We start from the raw sequence: 20,568 nt of genomic DNA, 5'->3' as shown, positions 1-20,568 counted from the left end.
CATGAAACTCAATAGCCTGAGCCCGGCACCGGGCTCCAAGCACGCCGAGAAGCGCGTCGGCCGTGGCATCGGCTCCGGTCTGGGCAAGACCGGCGGCCGTGGCCACAAGGGCCTCAAGTCGCGCAGCGGCGGCAGCGTGAAGCCCGGTTTCGAGGGCGGCCAGATGCCGCTGCAGCGGCGCCTGCCCAAGTTCGGCTTCACCTCCGCGAAGTCGCTGGTTTCCGAGGAAGTCCGCCTGGGCGAACTGGCCCGGGTCGCGGGTGACGAAGTCACCCTGGACACCCTCAAGGAAGCCAACGTGCTGAAGGACGCCACCAAGCATGCCAAGGTGATCCTGTCCGGCGAACTGAACAAGGCGGTCACGGTCCGCGGCATCAAGGTCACCAAGGGTGCCCGTGCCGCGATCGAAGCCGCCGGCGGCAAGGTAGAGGACTAAATGGCCAAGTCAGGAAACATGCCGGCGATGGGCAGCGGCCTGGGTGAACTCTGGGCGCGTCTGCGCTTCGTGCTCCTCGCCATCGTGGTCTACCGTATCGGTGCCCACATCCCCGTTCCCGGTATCAATCCTGACCAGCTTGCTGCCTTGTTCAGGGAGCAGCAGGGCACCATCCTGGGCATGTTCAACATGTTCTCGGGTGGCGCCCTGGAGCGCATGAGTATCATGGCGCTGGGCATCATGCCCTACATCTCGGCGTCGATCATCATGCAGCTGATGACCGCGGTCTCGCCCCAGCTCGAGCAGCTGAAAAAGGAGGGCGAGGCCGGCCGCCGCAAGATCAGCCAGTACACGCGCTACGGCACCGTGCTGCTGGCCCTGGTCCAGGCCACCGGCATGTCGGTGGGCCTGGCCAGCCAGGGGATCGCCTACACGGCCGACTTCAGCTTCTACTTCACCGCCATCGTGACCTTCGTCACCGGGGCGGTGTTCCTGATGTGGCTGGGCGAGCAGATCACCGAGAAGGGCATCGGCAACGGCATCTCGCTGCTGATCTTCGCGGGGATCGTCGCCGGCCTGCCGGGCGCCGTGGGGCAGGCCTTCGAGCTGGCCCGCAACGAGGGGGCCTGGAATGTCCTGCCGCTGCTGGCCCTGACCGTGCTGGGCGTGGCCACCGTGGCCTTCGTGGTGTTCATCGAGCGCGGCCAGCGCCGCCTCACCGTGAACTACCCGCGTCGCCAGGTGGGCAACAAGATGTATGCCGGCCAGAGCAGCTACCTGCCGCTCAAGGTCAACATGGCGGGCGTGATTCCGGCGATCTTCGCATCGAGCATCCTGCTGTTCCCGGCCTCGCTGGGCCAGTGGGTCGGTGCCGGCGAGGGCATGGAGTGGCTACAGCGTGCCTCCCAGGCCCTGGGCCCGGGTCAGCCGCTGTACATCTTGCTTTTCGGCGCGGCGGTGGTATTCTTCTGCTTCTTTTACACAGCGCTGGTCTTCAACCCCAAGGATGTCGCTGACAACCTCAAGAAGTCAGGGGCCTTCCTGCCGGGCATTCGCCCTGGCGAGCAGACCGCTCGCTACATCGACAAGGTCATGACCCGTCTGACCCTGTTCGGTGCCCTCTACATCACTGCGGTTTCCCTGATGCCCCAGTTCCTGATCGTGGCCTGGAACGTGCCGTTCTTCTTCGGCGGTACCTCGCTGCTGATCGTGGTGGTGGTCATCATGGACTTCATGGCCCAGGTGCAGTCGCACCTCATGTCGCACCAGTACGAGTCGGTGATGAAGAAGTCCAACCTGAAAGGCTACGGTAGCGGCGGCATCATGCGCTGAGGCGCCGCTGGCGATTTGGTGCGCCGCGAGCTGAACCGTTGGCCCGCGTCGCGAGCCAACTATGGAGATAGAACGATGAAAGTTCGAGCTTCCGTGAAGAAAATGTGCCGCAACTGCAAGATCATTCGTCGCAATGGCGCCGTGCGCGTCATCTGCATCGAGCCGCGGCACAAGCAGCGCCAGGGTTGATCCCGACGCTGCACTGAACCGGGTGCCGGCATGCCCCTTGTCCTCGAGCGAGGAAAGGGGTATGCTGTTGCGCCTTTTGTAGATGATTAATCGAGCAAGCCGCTCAAATTTCGGAGTAAGCTGATGGCCCGTATTGCAGGCGTCAATATCCCGGACAACAAGCATGCGGCGATCTCGCTGACCTATATCTTCGGGATTGGCCGTACGCGCGCTCAGGACATCTGTGCCGCGACCGGCATCGCGCCGACCACCAAGATCCAGGAGCTGTCCAGTGAAGATCTGGATTCCCTGCGGTCCGAAGTCGGCAAGTACACCGTGGAAGGTGACCTGCGCCGTGATGTCACGCTTAACATCAAGCGTCTCATGGACCTGGGTTGCTATCGTGGTCTGCGTCATCGTCGTGGTCTTCCGCTGCGTGGTCAGCGTACCAAGACCAATGCGCGTACCCGCAAGGGCCCGCGCAAGCCGATCCGCAAATAACACGCACGTTCTGGCGTAAAGACAGGAATAGACATCAACATGGCTAACCCGCGTAGCAACCGTAAAAAGGTTAAAAAGCAGGTAGTGGATGCCATCGCGCATATCCACGCCTCTTTTAACAACACGATCATTACGATCACAGACCGCCAGGGCAACGCCCTTTCCTGGGCGACTGCCGGTGGTTCGGGTTTTCGTGGTTCTCGCAAGAGCACCCCGTTCGCTGCTCAAGTGGCAAGCGAGCGTGCAGCGACCGCTGCAGCCGAGTATGGTGTGAAAAACGTCGACGTGCTGGTCAAGGGCCCCGGTCCTGGCCGTGAATCCGCCGTGCGCGCGCTCAATGCCGCCGGCTTCCGCGTGCAGAGCATCACCGACGCGACGCCCATTCCCCACAATGGCTGCCGTCCGCCGAAGAAACGCCGCGTTTAAGGAGACAGATTCATGGCTCGTTACATTGGACCGAAGTGCAAACTGTCTCGTCGTGAGGGGACCGACCTCTTCCTCAAGAGCGGTGTCACTCCCTTCGAGAAGAAGTGCAAATCCGAGCAGATCCCGGGTGTGCACGGCCAGCGCCGTCAGCGTCTTTCCGACTACGGCTTGCAGCTTCGCGAGAAGCAGAAAGTACGTCGCATGTACGGCGTACTCGAGAAGCAGTTCCGCAACTACTACAAGGAAGCGGCCCGCCTGAAGGGCGCGACCGGCGAGTTGTTGCTGCAGCTTCTCGAATCCCGACTGGACAACGTCGTCTACCGCATGGGCTTCGGCTCCACGCGTTCCGAGGCACGTCAGCTGGTCAGCCACAAGGCGATCGCCGTCAACGGCAAGACCGTCAACGTGGCCTCCTACCAGGTCAAGCCTGGTGACGTGGTCTCCGTGCGCGAGAAGGCGAAGAACCAGGCGCGCATCCAGACTTCCCTGGCCATCGCCGCCAACCGCGGCGACGTGGTCTGGGTCGAGACCGATGCCAAGAAGATGGAAGGCACTTTCAAGGCCCTGCCCGAACGCGGTGACCTGTCTGCCGACATCAACGAAAACCTGATCGTCGAGCTGTACTCCAAGTAAGCGGCGCCCGCGTCGTGCCGCTCCCCGTCTGCGGGGGGCGGTTTGAGAGTACCGACAATCCGTTTGGCAGCCTGAAAGGTGTTCATATGCAGCGTTCAGTGACAGAGTTTCTCCGTCCTCGCGACATCAAGGTCGAAGAGATCAGCGCACACCACGCGAAGATCGTGCTCGAACCCTTCGAGCGGGGCTTCGGCCACACGCTGGGGAATGCCCTGCGTCGCATCCTGCTCTCGTCCATGCCCGGCTGTGCCGTGGTGGAGGCCGAGATCGCCGGTGTCGAACACGAGTACAGCGCGATCGAGGGCGTCCAGGAAGATGTCATCGAAATCCTCCTGAACCTCAAGGACGTGGCGCTCCGGATGCACAGCCGCGACGAGGCAGTGCTCTCGCTGAACAAGCAGGGCCCGGCCGTCGTGACTGCTGGGGACATCGCCCTCGACCATGATGTCGAGATCGTCAACCCCGAGCATGTCATTGCCCACGTTAACGAAGGGGCCGAGCTGAAGATGCAGCTCAAGGTCGCTCGCGGCCGCGGCTACGAGCCGGCGGACGTGCGTGGCGATGCCGACGACGAGTCTCGCGCCATCGGTCGCCTGCAGCTGGATGCTACCTTCAGCCCCGTGCGCCGGGTTTCCTACAGCGTCGAGGCCGCGCGTGTCGAACAGCGCACCGACCTCGACAAGCTGATCATCAACCTGGAAACCGACGGCACCCTGGATCCGGAAGAGGCGATCCGTCGCAGCGCGACCATCCTGCAGGAGCAGCTGGCCGCCTTCGTCGACCTGGAAGCCGACAAGGAACAGGAAGTGGTGGAGGAAGAGGATCATATCGATCCGATCCTGCTGCGCCCCGTAGACGATCTCGAGTTGACCGTTCGCAGCGCCAACTGCCTGAAGGCCGAGAACATCTACTACATCGGGGATCTGATCCAGCGCACCGAGGTGGAGCTGCTGAAGACCCCCAATCTCGGCAAGAAGTCCCTGAATGAGATCAAGGACGTGTTGGCCGCCCGCGGGCTTTCCCTGGGCATGCGGCTGGAGAACTGGCCGCCGGCAAGCCTGAAGGACGACAAGGCCTCCGCGTGAGCCTCGACTCGAGTCCCAGTTTGGTAAGGAATCACAACCATGCGTCATCGTAAGAGTGGTCGTCACCTGAATCGCAACAGCTCGCACCGCCAGGCCATGTTCAAGAACATGTCCGTCTCGCTGGTCGAGCACGAAGTGATCAAGACAACCCTGCCCAAGGCCAAGGAGCTGCGTCGCGTCATCGAGCCGCTGATCACCCTGGCCAAGCAGGACAGCGTCGCCAATCGTCGTCTGGCCTTCAGCCGCACCCGCTCGAAGGAAGCGGTCGGCAAGCTTTTCAACGAGCTGGGGCCGCGTTACGCCGAGCGTCCGGGCGGTTACGTCCGTATCCTCAAGTGCGGCTACCGCACCGGCGACAACGCCCCCATGGCCTTCGTCGAACTGGTCGACCGTCCGGTCGTCGAGGAAGCCGCCGCCGAGGAGTGATCCTCGACCGGCCTTCCGCCAGTGGTACGCCAAACCGGCTCCTCAAGGGGAGCCGGTTTTTTCTTTGAGTGGCAAGTGGCAAGGCTGGCCTTCGGCCAGAGCAAGTGACAAGGAATCCCTTGTGAGTCTGGATGGTGGGAGCATGCTGCCTTGCTCCTTGCTCCTTGCTCCTTGCTCCTTGCTCCTTGCTCCTTGCTCCTTGCTCCTTGCTCCTTGCTCCTTGCTCCTTGCTCCTTGCCCCTATGCAGTGGTCTCTGGCTCCGCCTTGCTGGCCTTGGCGCGCTCCAGCAGGGGCTTGAGGAAGCGGCCGGTGTGCGACGCCTCCATGCGTGCCACTTGCTCGGGCGTGCCCTCGGCGATGATGCGCCCGCCGCCGGAGCCGCCCTCGGGGCCCAGGTCGATCAGCCAGTCGGCGGTCTTGATCACGTCCAGGTTGTGCTCGATCACCACGATGGTGTTGCCGTGGTCGCGCAGCCGGTGGAGCACGGTGAGCAGCTGGCGGATGTCCTCGAAATGCAGGCCGGTGGTGGGCTCGTCGAGGATGTAGAGGGTCTTGCCGGTATCGCGCTTGGCCAGCTCCCGGGCCAGCTTGACCCGCTGGGCCTCGCCGCCGGAGAGCGTGGTGGCGCTCTGTCCCAGGCGGATGTAGGAGAGCCCCACGTCGAGCAGGGTCTGCAATCGGCGGGCGATGGCCGGCACCGGCGAGAAGAAGGCCAGGGCCTCCTCCACGGTCATCTCCAGGACCTCGTGGATGCTCTTGCCCTTGTAGGCGATCTCCAGGGTCTCGCGGTTGTAGCGCTTGCCCTTGCAGACGTCGCAGGGCACATAGATGTCCGGCAGGAAGTGCATCTCCACCTTGATCATGCCCTCGCCCTGGCAGGCCTCGCAGCGCCCGCCCTTGACGTTGAAGGAGAAGCGGCCCGGCTTGTAGCCCCGCGAGCGCGCCTCCTGGGTGCCGGCAAAGAGCTCGCGGATAGGTGTGAAGATGCCGGTGTAGGTGGCCGGGTTGGAGCGCGGGGTGCGGCCGATGGGGCTCTGATCGATGTCGATCACCTTGTCGAGGTGATCGAGGCCCTCGATGCGGTCATGGGCCTCCGGCGTCAGGCTGGTGGCGCGGTTGAGCTCCCGGGCGGCGATGGGCATCAGGGTGGCATTGATCAGCGTCGACTTGCCGGAACCGGAGACGCCGGTGATGCACACGAACAGGCCCAGCGGCAGCTCGAGGGTCACGTTCTGGAGGTTGTTGCCCCGGGCACCGGTCAGGCGCACCACCTTCTCCGGGTTGCCGGGAATGCGCCAGGGCGGGACCTCGATGCGCCGGGTGCCGGCGAGGTACTGGCCGGTGAGCGACTCCGGCGTGGCGATGATCTCCTGCGGGGTGCCCTGGGCGACGATGCGCCCACCATGTACGCCGGCGCCAGGGCCGATATCGAGCACGTGGTCGGCGGCGCGGATGGCGTCCTCGTCGTGCTCGACCACGATCACGGTGTTGCCGAGGTCGCGCAGGCGTTCCAGGGTCTGCAGCAGGCGGTCGTTGTCGCGCTGGTGCAGGCCGATGGAGGGCTCGTCGAGGATGTACATCACCCCCACCAGGCCAGCGCCGATCTGGCTGGCCAGGCGGATGCGCTGGGCCTCGCCGCCGGAGAGGGTCTCGGCGCTGCGCTCCAGGTTCAGGTAGTCGAGCCCCACGTTGACCAGGAACTCCAGCCGGGCGTGGATCTCGTTGACGATCTTGACGGCGATCTCGCCCTTGCGTCCCGGCAGGCTGAGTTCGCCGAAGTAGTTCAGCGCCTCGCCGATGGGCAGGTGGACGAGCTGGGGCAGGGTGCGGTCGTCGATGTAGACGTGGCGCGCCTCCCGGCGCAGCCGCGAGCCGTGGCAGGTGGGGCAGGGCTGCACGGCGATGTGGCGTGCCAGGTCCTCGCGCACCATGCTGGACTCGGTCTCGCGATAGCGGCGCTGCATGTTGGGCAGCACGCCCTCGAAGGGGTGCTCGCGGGTCACCTTGCGGCCGCGGTCGTTGACGTAGCTGAAGGGGATGTCGTCGCTGCCGCTGCCGTACAGGACGATCTCGCGCTCGTGGCGCGCCAGGTCCTGCCAGGGGGTCTCCAGGGTGAAGCGGTAGTGGTCGGCCACGGCCTGCAGCTGGTTGAAGTAGTAGACGCTGCGCCGGTCCCAGCCCTTGATCACCCCCTCGGCCAGCGACAGCTCGGGGTGGCTGATCAGCTTGTCGGGGTCGAAGAACTGCTGCACGCCCAGGCCGTCGCAGGTCGGGCAGGCGCCGGCCGGGTTGTTGAAGGAGAACATGCGCGGCTCGAGCTCGGCGATGGAGTAGCCGCACACCGGACAGGCGAAGCGTGCCGAGAAGGCGATCTCCTCGTGCTCGCCGTCCATGAAGTGGATCGTGGCCACGCCGTCGGCCAGGTTGAGGGCCGTCTCGAAGGACTCCGCCAGGCGCTGCTGCAGCCCGTCGCGCACCTTGAGGCGGTCGACCACCACGCTGATGTCGTGCTTCCTGTTCTTGTCGAGCGGGGCGATGTCGTCGAGCTCCAGCACCTGGCCGTCGACCATGGCGCGCACGAAGCCCTGGGCGCGCAGCTCGGCGAGCAGCTGCAGGTGCTCGCCCTTGCGCCCCTTGACCACCGGGGCCAGCAGCATCAGCTTGCTGCCCTCGGGCAGGGTCAGCACCTGGTCGACCATCTGCGAGACGGTCTGGGCCTCGAGGTCCTCGCCGTGCTCCGGGCAGCGCGGGGTGCCGGCGCGGGCGAACAGCAGGCGCAGGTAGTCGTAGATCTCGGTGATGGTGCCCACGGTGGAGCGCGGGTTGTGGGAGGTGGACTTCTGCTCGATGGAGATCGCCGGGGAGAGCCCCTCGATATGGTCGACGTCGGGCTTCTCCATCATCGACAGGAACTGGCGCGCGTAGGTGGAGAGTGATTCCACGTAGCGGCGCTGGCCCTCGGCGTAGAGGGTGTCGAAGGCGAGCGACGACTTGCCCGACCCGGAGAGCCCGGTGACCACGATCAGCTTGTCGCGGGGCAGTTCGACGTCGATGTTCTTCAGGTTGTGGGTGCGGGCACCCCTGACCAGAATTGTGTCCATTCCCACCTCGCCGGACGCGGCAAAAGCTCGATTATACGGGGCGGGCCGCACCGGCGGCAAAGCGCGGGCCGCCATCGGCTTTCCCTGCGCCCCGGCGAGCCGCTAGAATATGCGGTCCACCTCCGGGCCCGAGGGTCCGTCCACGGAAGTTCGAACCGCCATGCGAAAGGTCTCAGGACTGCTGTTAGCCACCGAGCGTCGCGCCATTACCGGGCTCGCGGGGCTCTATGCCACGCGCATGCTGGGCCTGTTCATGGTGCTGCCGGTGCTGGCCCTGTATGCCGATGACCTGGCGGGGGCGACGCCGCTGCTGGTCGGCCTGGCGCTGGGGATCTACGGCCTCACCCAGGCGCTGCTGCAGATTCCCTTCGGCCTGCTCTCCGACCGCCTGGGGCGCAAGCCGGTGATCGCCGCGGGGCTGGTCCTGTTCCTGCTCGGTAGCCTGGTGGCCGCCGGCGCCGACTCCATCGGCGGGGTGATCCTGGGGCGCTGCCTGCAGGGCAGCGGTGCGGTGGCCGCGGCAATCATGGCGCTGCTCGCCGACCAGACCCGCGAACAGGTACGCACCGCGGCCATGGCCACCATCGGGCTCTCCATCGGTGTGGCCTTCGCCGTGGCCATGGTGCTCGGTCCCTGGCTCGCCGCCGGCTTCGGCCTGGCCGGGGTCTTCTGGTTCACCGCGGCGCTGGCGGCCCTGGGGCTGGCGGTGCTGTGGAAGCTGGTGCCGCCGGCGCCGCGTCGGGTGCGCCACCGGGACGTGGGCATGGACCGCGGCCAGCTGCGCGGCATCCTCGCGCGCGGCGACCTGTGGCGGATGGACATCTCGATCTTTGCCCTGCACCTGGTGCTGATGGCGATCTTCGTCGCCGTGCCCTTCCGGCTGGTCGAGTCGGGCATCGCCGTCGAGCGGCATGGCCTCACCTACCTGGGCATCATGCTGCTGGCCTTCGTGGCCATGGTGCCGCTGGTGATCATCGCCGAGAAGCGGCGGCGCATGAAGGCCATGTGCCTGTCGGCGATCACCGCCATCACCCTGAGCCTGTTCGGGCTGGCCGGCCTGGGCGACGGCTTCCCGGCGCTCTTCGGCTGGCTGCTGCTGTTCTTCATCGCCTTCAACCTGCTCGAGGCCACCCTGCCGTCGATGCTCAGCAAGCTGGCCCCGGCCGGGGCCAAGGGCACCGCCATGGGTATCTATTCCACCAGCCAGTTCCTAGGGGCCTTCCTGGGCGGGGTGCTGGGTGGCGCCCTGGTCCAGCAGTGGGGGCTCTCCGCGGTCTTTATCGGTTGCGGCCTGGTGGGCCTGGCCTGGCTGGTGGTGATGGCCGGCATGGCGCCCCCGCGCCACCTGACCAGCGAGGTGGTGGCGCTGGACGACAATGAGCAGGATGATGCCCTGGACACCCTGATGGCGCGGTTCGCCGAGGTGGCCGGGGTGGAGGACGTGCTGGTCGTCCCCGAGGAGCGCCTGGCCTACCTCAAGGTGGACCGCCAGCGCCTCGACGAGCGGGCCCTGGCACGCCTCACCGGTTCCAGGAATCACCACAGCGGCGCCTGAGCCGCGTATGATCCTTACAACGTATTCATGACAGCAAGGAGTCCCTCATGGCCCGTGGCGTCAACAAGGTCATCCTCATCGGCAACCTCGGCCAGGATCCGGAGGTGCGCTTCACGCCCTCCGGCACCGCCGTCGCCAACCTCAACCTGGCCACCACCGATACCTGGATGGACAAGCAGAGCGGCCAGCGCCAGGAGCGCACCGAGTGGCATCGGATCGTGCTGTTCAACAAGACCGCCGAGATCGCCCAGCAGTACCTCAAGAAGGGCAGCAAGGTGTATATCGAGGGTCGCCTGCAGACCCGCAAGTGGCAGGACCAGAACGGCCAGGACAAGTACACCACCGAGATCGTCGCCAACGACATGCAGATGCTCGACTCCCGCGGCGGCGACTTCGGCGGCCAGCAGGGGGGACAGTACGGCGGCCAGCCCCAGCAGGGCGGTAACTTCGGCGGCCCGGCGCCCCAGCAGGGCGGCTACGGCAACGCCCCGCCGCAGGGCGGCAACTTCGGTGGCGGCCAGCCCCAGCGTCCGGCCCCGCAGCCGGCCCCCCCGCAGCAGGGTGGCGGCCAGCAGCAGGGCGGCAACTATGGTGCCCCGGACCCGGGCAGCTTCGACGATTTCGATGACGAGATCCCCTTTTAAGCAGGGGGCAGCCAAGGAGGTGCCGTGAAGCTGCTGATCCTGGAGGCCGGGCACTGCCTGAGCCTGGCGCTGGCCCGCGAGGCCAACCGGCGCAGCGACACCGAGCTCACCATCGAGCCGGGTCTGGCCCCTGCGCGGGCGCTGCTCGAGGAGCTGCGCCCGGATGCGCTGGTGATCCCGCCGCTGTCGCGGCCGATCACCGCCGAGCCGGCAACCGTCACGGCCCATGCCGAGGCGGTCGAGGCCTGCATGGAGGCGTGTCGCGAGGCGGATATCCCGCTGGTGTGGTGCGTCTCCGACCAGCTCTACGAGGATGGCCTCGAGGTCCCCATCGATGAGCACGTGATCCCCGAGCCTCGCGACGACAGCCTGAGGCGGCTGATCCGCACCGGCGACCGGATCCGTGCCGAGTACCCCCGGCACCTGATCGTGCGCCTGGGGCCGCTGTTTGCCCTGGAGGGCAGCCAGGCCTGGCTCAGCGAGTTGCTCGACACCCTGATGGATGGCGGCGAGGTGCGCGCCGAGTCCGACGTGATCTTCTGCCCGACCTCGGCGGATGCCGTGGCCATGGCGCTGATCGGCATGCTCCAGCAGCAGTACTGCGGGGCCGAAGCCTGGGGCAGCTACCACCTGGCCGGCACCGAGCCGGTGAGTGCCTATACCTTCGTCTCCATGGTGCGCACCCAGCTCGCCACGCGGCTCGAGGGGCGTGGCGAGCGGGTCGCGCTGGGCAGCGTCAAGGCGCTGAACCACCACCACGACCAGCCGCTGCGTCGCGTGCTCAACTGCCGGCGGGTGCTGGACGTGTTCGGCGTCCACCAGAAGCCCTGGCGTCTGGAAGTCGGACGCATGCTGGATACCTGGTGCCTGGCCAGGGATGACGGCGAGGCGGCAGAGGAGTCGATATCCCGATGAACGTGATCCGCAGCCTGGTCTTCTATGCCGGTTACTTCCTGGCCATGCTGGTCTGCGGCGTGCTCTTCCTGCCGCCGGCCCCCTTCCTGCCGCTGCGCTCCCGCTATCGCCTGCTCAACCTCTACAACCACTTCATCATCGCCTGGTTCCGCCTGACCTGCGGGGTGCGCTACGACTTCCGCGGCCATGAGCGCCTGCCCGAGGGGCCCTGCGTCATTCTCGCCAACCACCAGTCCGAGTGGGAGACCGTCTACCTGCAGCTGCTGCATCCGCCGGTCTGCACGGTGCTCAAGCGGGAGCTGCTGAACATCCCGATTTTCGGCTGGGGGCTGCGCCTGCTGCATCCCATCGCCCTGGACCGCAGCAAGCCGGCGCGGGCCATGAAGCAGGTGCTCACCCAGGGCAAGACCCGGCTCGAGGAGGGGCTCTCGGTGCTGATCTTCCCCGAGGGGACCCGGGTGGCACCGGGCAGCCGGCGTCGCTACAACAAGAGCGGTGCGGTGATCGCCTGCCGCGCCGGGGTGCCGGTGGTGCCGGTGGCGCACAATGCCGGGGAGCGCTGGCCGGGGCGCCACTGGGTCAAGCGCCCGGGGCGCCTGTCGCTGGAGGTGGGCGAGCCCATCGAGACTGCCGGCCGCACCTCGGAGGAGGTGCTGGTCGAGGTGGAGGCGTGGATCGAGGCACGGCTTGCCGAGATCTCCGAGGTGCCGCGCCCGGCCACGGCCGCACCGCCGGTCACCGAGAAGCCCCTGGCCTGACGCTGACGACTCCCGCAACGCAAGAGGCGCCCCCATGGGGCGCCTCTTGCGTTGCGGCCTTGAGCGCGACGGGTCAGTCGCGGCACTTCTCCAGCACCAGGCAGGCATTGGTGCCGCCGAAGCCGAAGCTGTTGGAGAGCACGCGCTCGACCTTCACGCCATCGCGGCGCTGGGTGACGATATCGAAGCCATCGGCCTGCTCGTCGAGGGTCTCGACGTTGGCGGAGGCGGCGATGAAGTCGTTCTCCATCATCAGCAGCGAGTAGATCGCCTCCTGAACGCCGGTGGCCCCCAGGGAGTGACCGGTCAGCGACTTGGTGGAGCTCATCGCGGGCGTGGAGTCGCCGAAGACCTCGCGGATCGCCTTGAGCTCGGCCACGTCGCCCACCGGCGTCGAGGTGCCGTGGGTGTTGATGTAGTCGATCTTGCCATCGACGTTGGCCATGGCCTGGCGCATGCAGCGCACTGCTCCCTCGCCGGAGGGCGCGACCATGTCGTGGCCGTCTGAGGTGGCACCGTAGCCGGTCACCTCGGCATAGATCTTCGCGCCGCGAGCCCTGGCGTGCTCCAGCTCCTCGAGCACCAGCATGCCGCCGCCGCCGGCGATGACGAAGCCGTCGCGGGCCTGGTCATAGGGCCGGGAAGCCTTGTCGGGGGTGTCGTTGTAGTGAGTCGAGAGCGCCCCCATGGCATCGAACAGGCAGGAGAGGGTCCAGTGCTCCTCCTCGCCGCCGCCGGCGAAGACCACGTCCTGCTTGCCCATCTGGATCTGCTCCATGGCACTGCCGATGCAGTGGGCCGAGGTGGCGCAGGCCGAGGAGATGGAGTAGTTGACGCCCTTGATCCGGAACGGGGTCGCCAGGCAGGCCGAGACGGTGCTGCCCATGGTGCGGGTGACCCGGTAGGGCCCCACGCGGCGCAGCCCCTTCTCGCGCATCAGGTCGGCGGCCTCTACCTGGTTGGCGCTGGAGGCGCCGCCGGAGCCGGCGATCAGTCCGGTACGCTCGCTGGAGACCTGCTCCGGGGCCAGCCCCGCGTCCTCGATGGCCTGGGCCATGGAGACATAGGCGAAGGCGGCGGCGTCGCCCATGAAGCGGCGCAGCTTGCGGTCGATCAGAGCGTCCAGGTCGATGTCGACGCTGCCGGCCACCTGGCTGCGGAAGCCCCGCTCGGCGTAGTCTTCCTTGAAGCGAATGCCCGAGCGCCCGTTCCTGAGCGCCTCCAGAACCTGTTGTGCGTCGTTGCCTAGGCAGGACACGATGCCCAGGCCGGTGACTACCACTCGTCGCATGGGAGCCTCCTGTTCAGAAATTCGCGGTGGAGGTGAACAGGCCGACGCGCAGGTCGTTGGCCTGGTAGATGTCGCGGCCGTCGACGGATACGGTGCCGTCGGCCATGCCCAGGATCAGGCGCCGGGTGATGATGCGCTTGATGTTGATGCGGTAGGTGACCTTCTGGGCATCGGGCAGGATCTGGCCGCTGAACTTGACCTCGCCGCAGCCCAGGGCGCGGCCGCGGCCGGGATGGCCGAGCCAGCCCAGGTAGAACCCCACCAGCTGCCACATGGCGTCCAGGCCCAGGCAGCCGGGCATCACCGGATCCCCCGGGAAGTGGCAGTCGAAGAACCACAGGTCGGGGTGGATATCCAGCTCGGCGATCAGCTCGCCCTTGCCGTGATCCCCGCCTTCCTCGTGGATGTGCATGATGCGGTCGAGCATCAGCATGTTGGGGGCCGGCAACTGGGCATTGCCCGGACCGAACAGCTCGCCGCGTGAGCAGGCCAGCAGTTCTTCGCGATCAAAGGAGTGTTGCTTGGTCACTGAATCGTTCCGAGAGTCGAGATCATAGTGTGCCGAAAGCGGCCTGAGGCCGCCGGGCGGCTGTGCCTAGTCTACTGTCCACACACGATGAATGCACGCCGCAGGCGGGAGGGGTGGGGCTGGCCTCAGCGGAGCCGCCTGGCCAGGGCAGGCGTCTTGCCCAGGCAGCCGCTCAGGGCCAGGCAGATCAGCGCCCAGGCCAGCGCCTCGGCGGGCAGCAGCCAGGGGGCCAGCTCCACGCCGGCGAGGCGGGCGCCGGCATAGTAGGAGAGCGGGCCGCTGGTGGCGCCACCGAGCGCGGCCAGCCAGGGGTATTGCCAGAGCCAGGCCAGCGAGTGGTGGACCAGGGTGGCGAAGAGGGGCCAGAGCAGCCACAGCCAGGCGGGCATGCCCCCCAGCAGGGATGTCCCCTCGGCGAAGGCGAAGCCGCCGGCCAGCGTCAGGCCGCCGTCCACCACCAGCCCCAGCGCAGCGAAGCCCGCCAGCCAGCGCCACTCCCCGGGGCGGGCCAGCCAGGTGAGGTGCAGGGTGAGGATCAGCGCGACCGCCAGCAGGCCGACCCGCGAGCCGCCCAGCACGCAGGCGAACCAGCCCGCCTGGAAGGCAGCCAGGTTGGCCAGCATCTTCACGGGACCGTCGGGCAGGGTGGCCATCGCGGGTCACGCCGCCCCGGTGAGCGGGGCCGGCCGGGCGCCGGGCTTGGCCAGCAGCAGCTGGCAGGTGCCGATGGTGCGCTCCAGGAAGCCGCCCTCGCAGTAGCAGAGGTAGTAGCGCCACATGCGGATGAAGCGCTCGTCATAGCCGAGTCGGCGCACGGTCTCCAGGCTGGCCTCGAAGCGGTGGCGCCACTCGCGCAGTGTGCGGGCGTAGTGCAGGCCGATCTCGTCCAGGTCGATGACGTTGAGCGAGGTTTGGCGCGTCAGGCCGTCGAGGATGGCGCGGTGCGACGGCAGGAAGCCCCCCGGGAAGATGTAGCGCTTGATGAAGTCCATCTCGCGCTTGGCCGCCTCGTAGCGCTGGTCACGAATGGTGATCGCCTGCAGCATGGCCTGGCCGTCATCGGTGAGCAGCCGGTCCAGGGTCGCCAGGTAGGTGCCCAGATACTGGTGGCCCACCGCCTCGATCATCTCCACCGAGATCAGCCGGTCGTACTGGCCGGAAAGCTCCCGGTAGTCCTGCTGGAGCAGGGTGATGCGCTCGCCCAGCCCCTCCTCCTCGATGCGCCGTGCCGTGAAGGCGTGCTGCTCCGCGGAGATGGTGGTGGTGGTCACGCGGCAGCCGCGGGTCTTCGCCGCATGGATGGCCAGCCCGCCCCAGCCGGTGCCGATCTCCAGCAGGTGGTGATGGGGCTGGACATCGAGCTTCTCGAGCATCAGGTCGAGCTTGTGGGTCGAGGCCTCCTCCAGGCTCGCCTCGGGGTGGGGGAAGACCGCGCTGGAGTACATGCGGTGGTCCTGGTCGAGGAAGGTGGCGAACAGCGCATTGCCGATGTCGTAGTGGGCGGCGATGTTGCGCTTCGACCCGCGCAGGCTGTTGCGCTGCAGGCCGTAGAGGGCCCCGAGCAGCCAGCGCCCGAGGCGCGCCGGGCCATTCTCGATCTCGCCGTTGACCCGTTCCAGGTTGGCGGCGAACAGCCGCACCAGGGCCACCGGGTCGTCGGCATCCCAGTCCCCTTCCATGTAGGACTCGGCGGCGCCCACGGTGCCACCCAAGGCCAGGCGCTTCCAGGCACGGTGGTGGCGCACCACCAGGGTGACCCGCAGCGGCCCTCCCTGGCCCAGCTGGTGGCGCTGGTGGCCGTCGATCAGGGTGATGTTGCCGCCCTCCAGGCGGTCGAGCTGGGCCAGCACCCGGGGCTTGAGCCAGCGGGTCAGCCGGTCGCCCTCGGGTGCCAGGGGGCGGGCAGTGGCGGAGCGAAGGGTGTTCACGACGAGCTCTCCTCACGGGAAGGGTGGTCCTGGCCGGGGTGGTCATGGACGGGAATGCGCTTGAGCCAGAGCCGCAGCGCCTCGAAGTGGATGCCGGCGAGGGTCTTAAGGTTCATCCACGGCTGGCGGGCCAGGGTGGCCAGCAGCACGCCGCGGGTCGCCGGGCGGGCCTGCAGGGTCAGAGTGGCGTCGAAGTGGCGCTCGCCATCCTTCCAGTTCTCCATGTGCATCGACAGGGCGTCGCCCGGGGTATCGAAGCGCCAGCGGTAGGTCATGTCCATGGGGTTGAAGGGCGAGACGTGCATGACCTTGTCGAACTCTGCGACATGGCCATGGCGGCGAGGCGACACGGCGCAGGCATAGCGGGTGCGCTCCCCCCAGGGCGTGTTGCTCACCTCGCCGAGCACCGCGCGCAGCTCTCCGCGCGCATCGTAGGCGTAGTAGAGCGATACCGGGTTGAAGCCCAGCCCCAGGGTGCGCAGCTGGGTCAGCACGCAGATTCGCCCGTCCGGCGCGCTGCCCAGCTGGCGCGTGAGCTCCTCGCGCACCGCCTGCTTGAGGGGGCGATCGTGGGGGGCCAGGTAGTCCTCGCGGCGAAAGCGCGCCAGCGCCGGGCGCCGGGCGCTGAAGCCGGGCACGCCGTCGAAAAGCTCCGGGAGCTCGTCGAGGTCGATCCAGGCCATCCACAGCCCATACTCGAAGGCGTGGGGCCGCGGCAGGAAGCGGCGATGGCGCAGGGTCCCCCGGTAGATGCGCGAGCGCGGCGAGCGAATCATGCCACCTGCTCCTCGGCGGCCGGGGCCGCCATGGGCGACGGACCCTCGCGGCGGTCGTCCTCGTCGCAACCCAGGGCCTGGGCCACACGCAGCGCACTCCAGACCCCGTCCTCGTGGAAGCCGTTGCGCCAGTAGGCGCCGCAGTAGTGTGTGCGCTGCTCGGGGCCGGAGATCTCGCCGTGGCGGGCCTGGGCCGCCTGGCCGGCCAGGGTGAACTGGGGATGGGCATAGGTATAGCGGCCCAGCACCCTGGCGGGGTCGATGGCGGCGCTGTCGTTGAGGGTCACGCAGAAGGTATGCGGGGCGCTGATGCGCTGCAGGATGTTCATGTCGTAGGTCACCGAGACCCGGGCGTCGTCGCCGCGGCCATCCAGCCGGTAGTTCCAGCTCGCCCAGGCGCGCCGGCGGCGCGGCAGCAGCCGGGTGTCGGTGTGCAGCACCACCTCGTTGTCGGCGTAGGGCAGGGCGCCGAGGATCTCGCGCTCGGCGGCGCTCGGGTCGTCGAGCATCGCCAGCGCCTGGTCGGCGTGGCAGGCCAGCACCACCTGGTCAAAGGCCTGGACGCCGTCCGCGGTGCGCACCTCGACCCAGTCAGCATGGCGGCGGATGCCGCGCACCGGGGTGGCCAGGTGGATACGGCCGACGCAGGGCGCGGTCAGCGCCGGGATGTAGCTGCGCGAGCCGCCTACCAGGGTGTGCCACTGGGGGCGGTCGTTGATCGACAGCAGGCCGTGGTGGCGGAAGAAGCGCACGAAGAACAGCAGCGGGAAGTCACGCAGATCCCGGATGCTGGCCGACCAGATCGCCGCGCCCATGGGCAGCAGGTAGTGGTGCTGGAAGTCGTCGCCGAAGCCGTTGGCATCCAGCCAGGCGCCCAGGGTCATGGTGGGATCGAGCTGGCCCTCCTCCAGCGCCCGGGTCGCCTCGCGGTTGAAGCGCAGGATGTCGCGCAGCAGGCGGTGGAAGCTGGGGCGCAGCAGGTTGCGGCGCTGGGCGAAGAGGCTCGCTAGGGTGTGGCCGTTGTACTCGAAGTCGCGAGCCGTCTCATGCACCGAGAAGCTCATCTCCGTGGGCTGGCTGGCCACGCCCAGCCGCGCCAGCAGCCGCTGGAAGTGCGGGTAGGTCCAGTCGTTGAAGACGATAAAGCCGGTGTCGATGGCGTAGTGGCGCCCCTCGAGTTCCACGTCCATGGTGGCGGTATGGCCACCCAGGCGGTCGGCGGCCTCGAACAGTGTCACCTCGTGGCGGCTCGACAGGTACCAGGCAGCGGCCATGCCGCCGATGCCGCTGCCGATCACGGCAATGCGTTGGGCGGCAGCCCGTCGGGCGTCGCGGGGCGGGTGGGACGGGGTGAACGAGGCGGTCATGGGCGGGTCTCCTGGCGGGTCATGCGCAGGCCCAGGCGATGGCGCAGGCCCGGGGGGAGGATGCCCGCCAGCCGCACCAGCAGCGTGAAGCGTCGCGGGAAATGGATGTCCAGGCGGCGCCTGGCGAGGCCGTCGAGAATCGCCGTGGCGGCCTCGTCGACGCTCACGCGCATGGGCATGGCAAAGTCGTTGCGGTCAGTCAGCGGTGTCTTGACGAAGCCGGGGTGGATCAGGCTCACTCCGATGCCTTCCGCGTCCAGGTCGAGGCGCAGCGACTCCAGGAAGTGGCTCAGCGCGGCCTTGGAGGCACCGTAGGCCTCGGCCCGAGGGAGCGGCAGGTAGGCCGCGGCGCTGGATGTGGCGGCCAGCAGCGGATGCCCACCCTCGGCACGGGCCCGGCGCAGCAGGGGCAGGGCGGCCTCGACGCCATAGACGGCCCCGAAGAAGTTGGGGGCGAAGACCCGCTCGACCAAGTCGACATCGAAGTCGCGGGCGTCCAGGTACTCGCAGGTTCCGGCATTGAGGATCACCAGGTCCAGGCCGCCGAAGGCTTCGCCCAGCCGCTCGCCGGCCAGGCGCACGGCCTGGCGGTCGGCCACGTCCAGGGGCAGCAGCAGGGCGTTGTCGCGACCGGCGGCGAGCTCCTGCAGCGCCGGCTCGCTACGTGCGCTGAGCGCCACCCGGTGCCCCTGTTCGAGCAGGCGTTCAGCCAGGGCGCGGCCGATGCCCGAGGTGGCCCCGGTCAGCCAGATGCGCTGCCTGTCGCTCGCTGTGGTCATGGTCTTTCCCCATTCTCGTCGGCCGTCATCGGGCCAGTTGTCGCTTCACCAGTCGTATCGCGCCCCCCAGCAGGGGCAGGCGCTCGTAGAGCAGGGCGCCGGCATCGAAGTAGTCGCGGTGCCTGGCCACCCGGCCGTCGTCTGCGAAGTGCAGGTGCGAGCAGCCTTCGACTTCCACCCCGCGCCCGCCGTCGAGGCGGGGATGCACCAGGTGCATCGTCCAGGTGACGAACGCCGTGTCGTGCCGTTGCAGCGTCTCGTGGAAGGTGAAGTGGCACGATGTCACGTTGTCGTACAGGGTGGCGAAGTAGGTCTCCAGCGCCTCCCGGCCCCTGATGTGGTGCAGCGGGTCGATGAAGTCGACGTCGTCAGTGTATACCTCGTATAGCTTCTTTGTATAGGTCTTGTCCAGTTTATTGAAGAAGGCGCAGAAGGTCTCCAGATCAGGTGCCTGGCGCATGGCAGGGTCTCCCGTGTCGGGGTGGGCGTTATGAAGCGTTCAGGGCCTTGAAGGCCTCCAGGGCGCGGGCTCGGGCGGCCCGGTGGTCGACGATGGGGGGCGGATAGTCGACCCGGCCCAGCAGGTCCCGGGAGGGGGCATGGCGGGCCTTCGCCGGCAGGTCGGCCAGCGCCGGCAGCCACTCGGCGAGGAAGCGGCCCTCGGGGTCGAAGCGCGTGGACTGGGTGGTGGGGTTGAAGATGCGGAAGTAGGGGGCGGCATCGGTGCCGGTGGAGGCGGCCCACTGCCAGCCGCCGTTGTTGGCGCAGAACTCGCCGTCCACCAGGTGGCGCAGGAAGAAGGCCTCGCCGCGGCGCCAGTCGATCAGCAGGTGCTTGGCGAGGAACATGGCGGTGACCATCCGCAGGCGGTTGTGCATCCAGCCGGTCGCCACGAGCTGGCGCATGGCGGCATCGACGACGGGGTAGCCGGTGCGTCCCTCGCACCAGGCGGCGAAGCCGGCCTCGTCGTCGCGCCAGGCAAGCCCCTCGGTATGGCGCTGGAAGGGGCGATGGCGACAGACCCGCGGGAAGCCGACGGCCACGTGGCGGTAGAACTCCCGCCATACCAGCTCGTTGACCCAGGCCGTGAGGCCGGCGTCGCCCTCGGCCAGGGCGCCGTCGTTCTCGGCCAGCACCGCCTGCAGGCACTGGCGGTGGGAGATCATGCCCAGCGCCAGGTACGGGGAGAGCTCGCTGGTGCCGGGGGTCGCCGGGAAGTCCCGCTGCGCGGCGTAGTGGCGTCCCCGGAAGCGCAGGAAGCGCTCCAGGCGGTCGGCGGCAGGGCCCTCGCCGGCGGGCCACTGGCGGCCGTCGATCGGCGTGTCGGCAAGGTCGGGCAGTCCGGGCAGCGGGTCGGAGGTGAGGCCGATGGGCGCCTGGGGCGTCGGGGTGTCGTGCAGGGCGATCCGCTCCGGCGTCAGCTGGCGGTGCCAGGCCCTGGCGAAGGGGGTGAAGACGCCATAGTAGTCGCCCTTGCCGGTGAGCAGCTCGCCGGGGGCGAAGGCCACGGCGTCATGGTGGCCGCTGGCGGTGAGGCCCGCCTCGTCGAAGGCCTTGATCACCGCGGCATCGCGGGCCAGCTCGTCCACCGGGTATTCGCGGTTGAAATGCAGGCCGACGGCGCCGGTCTCCCGGGCGATGGCCAGCAGGGCCGCCGGGGCCTGGCCAAAGTCGTCGATGTCGCGGTGCAGCAGCGGGATCCCCAGGCCGTCCAGGCTGTCGGCCAGGGCAGCCACCCCGCGGCCCCAGAAGTCGAGCTTGTTGGCGCCGTGGCCGTGGCGCTGCCAGTGGGGGAGGCTGCGCAGGAAGACGGCGATCACGGGGCCGTGGCGGGCAGCCGTGGCCAGGGCAGTATTGTCCTGGATGCGCAGGTCGCTGCGGAACCAGACGATCACGGGGCGGGTCATGGGCGGCTCC

At 67.9% G+C, this 20,568-nt stretch carries 22 protein-coding genes; 12 read left to right on the top strand and 10 right to left on the bottom strand.

Going from position 1 to position 20,568, the window contains the following annotated elements; all coding sequences use genetic code 11:
* Position 1: 1 nt before the first annotated feature.
* The 8 genes from rplO to rplQ all read left to right on the top strand — a co-directional run bounded on the left by rplO (position 2) and on the right by rplQ (position 5,007).
* Positions 2-436, top strand: coding sequence for a 50S ribosomal protein L15 (gene rplO, locus P8934_RS16760; RefSeq protein WP_133636902.1), 435 nt, complete (start codon positions 2-4; stop codon positions 434-436).
* A complete protein-coding gene (gene secY, locus P8934_RS16755) occupies positions 437-1,768 on the top strand; it encodes a preprotein translocase subunit SecY (RefSeq protein ID WP_106232386.1) in 1,332 nt (443 codons plus the stop codon).
* 75 nt (positions 1,769-1,843) lie between these two features.
* Complete coding sequence (gene rpmJ / locus P8934_RS16750; RefSeq protein ID WP_009099023.1) at positions 1,844-1,957, top strand: 50S ribosomal protein L36; 114 nt, start codon at positions 1,844-1,846, stop codon at positions 1,955-1,957.
* A gap of 123 nt (positions 1,958-2,080) precedes the next feature.
* Positions 2,081-2,437 carry a 30S ribosomal protein S13 gene (gene rpsM / locus P8934_RS16745; RefSeq protein WP_071943838.1) on the top strand — a complete coding sequence of 119 codons (357 nt, stop codon included), beginning with the start codon at positions 2,081-2,083 and terminating at the stop codon, positions 2,435-2,437.
* Positions 2,438-2,476: 39 nt separating this feature from the next.
* Positions 2,477-2,863, top strand: coding sequence for a 30S ribosomal protein S11 (gene rpsK, locus P8934_RS16740; protein WP_040183105.1), 387 nt, complete (start codon positions 2,477-2,479; stop codon positions 2,861-2,863).
* Between the two features lie 12 nt (positions 2,864-2,875).
* The gene (gene rpsD, locus P8934_RS16735; protein ID WP_108447061.1) at positions 2,876-3,496 is read left to right on the top strand and encodes a 30S ribosomal protein S4; all 621 of its coding nucleotides are present in this window, start codon (positions 2,876-2,878) and stop codon (positions 3,494-3,496) included.
* An 86-nt stretch (positions 3,497-3,582) separates the two neighbouring features.
* Positions 3,583-4,581, top strand: coding sequence for a DNA-directed RNA polymerase subunit alpha (gene rpoA, locus P8934_RS16730; RefSeq protein ID WP_040183102.1), 999 nt, complete (start codon positions 3,583-3,585; stop codon positions 4,579-4,581).
* A gap of 39 nt (positions 4,582-4,620) precedes the next feature.
* Positions 4,621-5,007 (top strand): 50S ribosomal protein L17, encoded by a 387-nt coding sequence (rplQ, locus tag P8934_RS16725; protein WP_106232389.1) that lies wholly within the window; start codon positions 4,621-4,623, stop codon positions 5,005-5,007.
* 240 nt (positions 5,008-5,247) lie between these two features.
* On the opposite strand, the gene uvrA is transcribed toward rplQ, so the two are convergent.
* Entirely contained in the window at positions 5,248-8,109 is a 2,862-nt protein-coding gene (gene uvrA / locus P8934_RS16720) for an excinuclease ABC subunit UvrA (RefSeq protein WP_278032022.1), read from the bottom strand.
* A 160-nt stretch (positions 8,110-8,269) separates the two neighbouring features.
* Between uvrA and P8934_RS16715 the strand changes: the two genes are divergently transcribed.
* Genes P8934_RS16715 through P8934_RS16700 form a run of 4 tightly spaced genes read left to right on the top strand, consistent with a single transcriptional unit; the run spans position 8,270 to position 11,981 of the window.
* Entirely contained in the window at positions 8,270-9,664 is a 1,395-nt protein-coding gene (locus tag P8934_RS16715) for an MFS transporter (protein WP_278032021.1), read from the top strand.
* A gap of 47 nt (positions 9,665-9,711) precedes the next feature.
* Positions 9,712-10,308 carry a single-stranded DNA-binding protein gene (gene ssb / locus P8934_RS16710; RefSeq protein WP_278032020.1) on the top strand — a complete coding sequence of 199 codons (597 nt, stop codon included), beginning with the start codon at positions 9,712-9,714 and terminating at the stop codon, positions 10,306-10,308.
* 24 nt (positions 10,309-10,332) lie between these two features.
* The gene (locus P8934_RS16705; protein WP_278032019.1) at positions 10,333-11,223 is read left to right on the top strand and encodes a sugar nucleotide-binding protein; all 891 of its coding nucleotides are present in this window, start codon (positions 10,333-10,335) and stop codon (positions 11,221-11,223) included.
* Positions 11,220-11,981: a lysophospholipid acyltransferase family protein gene (locus tag P8934_RS16700; RefSeq protein ID WP_278032018.1), complete on the top strand. Its 762-nt coding sequence runs from the start codon at positions 11,220-11,222 to the stop codon at positions 11,979-11,981. The genes P8934_RS16705 and P8934_RS16700 overlap by 4 nt, the downstream gene beginning before the upstream one ends.
* A gap of 73 nt (positions 11,982-12,054) precedes the next feature.
* Here P8934_RS16700 and fabB read toward each other — a convergent pair whose 3' ends face one another.
* From fabB to phrB, 9 genes are all read right to left on the bottom strand, one after another.
* Complete coding sequence (fabB, locus tag P8934_RS16695) at positions 12,055-13,272, bottom strand: beta-ketoacyl-ACP synthase I (RefSeq protein WP_278032017.1); 1,218 nt, start codon at positions 13,270-13,272, stop codon at positions 12,055-12,057.
* A 13-nt stretch (positions 13,273-13,285) separates the two neighbouring features.
* Positions 13,286-13,801, bottom strand: coding sequence for a 3-hydroxyacyl-[acyl-carrier-protein] dehydratase FabA (gene fabA / locus P8934_RS16690; protein WP_040183089.1), 516 nt, complete (start codon positions 13,799-13,801; stop codon positions 13,286-13,288).
* Positions 13,802-13,926: 125 nt separating this feature from the next.
* Complete coding sequence (locus P8934_RS16685; protein ID WP_278032016.1) at positions 13,927-14,454, bottom strand: DUF2878 domain-containing protein; 528 nt, start codon at positions 14,452-14,454, stop codon at positions 13,927-13,929.
* Positions 14,455-14,460: 6 nt separating this feature from the next.
* On the bottom strand, positions 14,461-15,729 hold the full coding sequence (locus P8934_RS16680; protein ID WP_278032015.1) for a cyclopropane-fatty-acyl-phospholipid synthase family protein: 1,269 nt from the start codon (positions 15,727-15,729) through the stop codon (positions 14,461-14,463).
* Positions 15,726-16,505, bottom strand: coding sequence for a DUF1365 domain-containing protein (locus P8934_RS16675; RefSeq protein ID WP_278032014.1), 780 nt, complete (start codon positions 16,503-16,505; stop codon positions 15,726-15,728). The genes P8934_RS16680 and P8934_RS16675 overlap by 4 nt, the downstream gene beginning before the upstream one ends.
* The gene (locus P8934_RS16670) at positions 16,502-17,872 is read right to left on the bottom strand and encodes an FAD-dependent oxidoreductase (protein WP_278032013.1); all 1,371 of its coding nucleotides are present in this window, start codon (positions 17,870-17,872) and stop codon (positions 16,502-16,504) included. The genes P8934_RS16675 and P8934_RS16670 overlap by 4 nt, the downstream gene beginning before the upstream one ends.
* On the bottom strand, positions 17,869-18,651 hold the full coding sequence (locus P8934_RS16665; RefSeq protein ID WP_278032012.1) for an SDR family NAD(P)-dependent oxidoreductase: 783 nt from the start codon (positions 18,649-18,651) through the stop codon (positions 17,869-17,871). Before P8934_RS16665 ends, P8934_RS16670 begins: the two co-directional genes overlap by 4 nt.
* A gap of 25 nt (positions 18,652-18,676) precedes the next feature.
* A complete protein-coding gene (locus P8934_RS16660; protein WP_278032011.1) occupies positions 18,677-19,111 on the bottom strand; it encodes a nuclear transport factor 2 family protein in 435 nt (144 codons plus the stop codon).
* A 28-nt stretch (positions 19,112-19,139) separates the two neighbouring features.
* Positions 19,140-20,558, bottom strand: a complete 1,419-nt coding sequence (phrB, locus tag P8934_RS16655; protein ID WP_278032010.1) for a deoxyribodipyrimidine photo-lyase — start codon at positions 20,556-20,558, stop codon at positions 19,140-19,142.
* Between the last annotated feature and the right edge of the window lie 10 nt (positions 20,559-20,568).

The sequence above is a fragment of the Halomonas sp. CKK8 genome (assembly GCF_029625235.1).
Classification (GTDB): Bacteria; Pseudomonadota; Gammaproteobacteria; order Pseudomonadales; family Halomonadaceae; genus Halomonas; species Halomonas ventosae.
This window is presented reverse-complemented; position numbering and strand designations above follow the sequence as displayed.

Excerpts from the sequence above, each read along its gene's own strand:
- rplO (WP_133636902.1), top strand. The coding sequence starts at position 2 with ATGAAACTCAATAGCCTGAGCCCGGCACCGGGCTCCAAGCACGCCGAG.
- secY (WP_106232386.1), top strand. The coding sequence starts at position 437 with ATGGCCAAGTCAGGAAACATGCCGGCGATGGGCAGCGGCCTGGGTGAA.
- rpmJ (WP_009099023.1), top strand. The coding sequence starts at position 1,844 with ATGAAAGTTCGAGCTTCCGTGAAGAAAATGTGCCGCAACTGCAAGATC.
- rpsM (WP_071943838.1), top strand. The coding sequence starts at position 2,081 with ATGGCCCGTATTGCAGGCGTCAATATCCCGGACAACAAGCATGCGGCG.
- rpsK (WP_040183105.1), top strand. The coding sequence starts at position 2,477 with ATGGCTAACCCGCGTAGCAACCGTAAAAAGGTTAAAAAGCAGGTAGTG.
- rpsD (WP_108447061.1), top strand. The coding sequence starts at position 2,876 with ATGGCTCGTTACATTGGACCGAAGTGCAAACTGTCTCGTCGTGAGGGG.
- rpoA (WP_040183102.1), top strand. The coding sequence starts at position 3,583 with ATGCAGCGTTCAGTGACAGAGTTTCTCCGTCCTCGCGACATCAAGGTC.
- rplQ (WP_106232389.1), top strand. The coding sequence starts at position 4,621 with ATGCGTCATCGTAAGAGTGGTCGTCACCTGAATCGCAACAGCTCGCAC.
- uvrA (WP_278032022.1), bottom strand. The coding sequence starts at position 8,109 with ATGGACACAATTCTGGTCAGGGGTGCCCGCACCCACAACCTGAAGAAC.
- P8934_RS16715 (WP_278032021.1), top strand. The coding sequence starts at position 8,270 with ATGCGAAAGGTCTCAGGACTGCTGTTAGCCACCGAGCGTCGCGCCATT.
- ssb (WP_278032020.1), top strand. The coding sequence starts at position 9,712 with ATGGCCCGTGGCGTCAACAAGGTCATCCTCATCGGCAACCTCGGCCAG.
- P8934_RS16700 (WP_278032018.1), top strand. The coding sequence starts at position 11,220 with ATGAACGTGATCCGCAGCCTGGTCTTCTATGCCGGTTACTTCCTGGCC.
- fabB (WP_278032017.1), bottom strand. The coding sequence starts at position 13,272 with ATGCGACGAGTGGTAGTCACCGGCCTGGGCATCGTGTCCTGCCTAGGC.
- P8934_RS16685 (WP_278032016.1), bottom strand. The coding sequence starts at position 14,454 with ATGGCCACCCTGCCCGACGGTCCCGTGAAGATGCTGGCCAACCTGGCT.
- P8934_RS16675 (WP_278032014.1), bottom strand. The coding sequence starts at position 16,505 with ATGATTCGCTCGCCGCGCTCGCGCATCTACCGGGGGACCCTGCGCCAT.
- P8934_RS16670 (WP_278032013.1), bottom strand. The coding sequence starts at position 17,872 with ATGACCGCCTCGTTCACCCCGTCCCACCCGCCCCGCGACGCCCGACGG.
- P8934_RS16665 (WP_278032012.1), bottom strand. The coding sequence starts at position 18,651 with ATGACCACAGCGAGCGACAGGCAGCGCATCTGGCTGACCGGGGCCACC.
- P8934_RS16660 (WP_278032011.1), bottom strand. The coding sequence starts at position 19,111 with ATGCGCCAGGCACCTGATCTGGAGACCTTCTGCGCCTTCTTCAATAAA.
- phrB (WP_278032010.1), bottom strand. The coding sequence starts at position 20,558 with ATGACCCGCCCCGTGATCGTCTGGTTCCGCAGCGACCTGCGCATCCAG.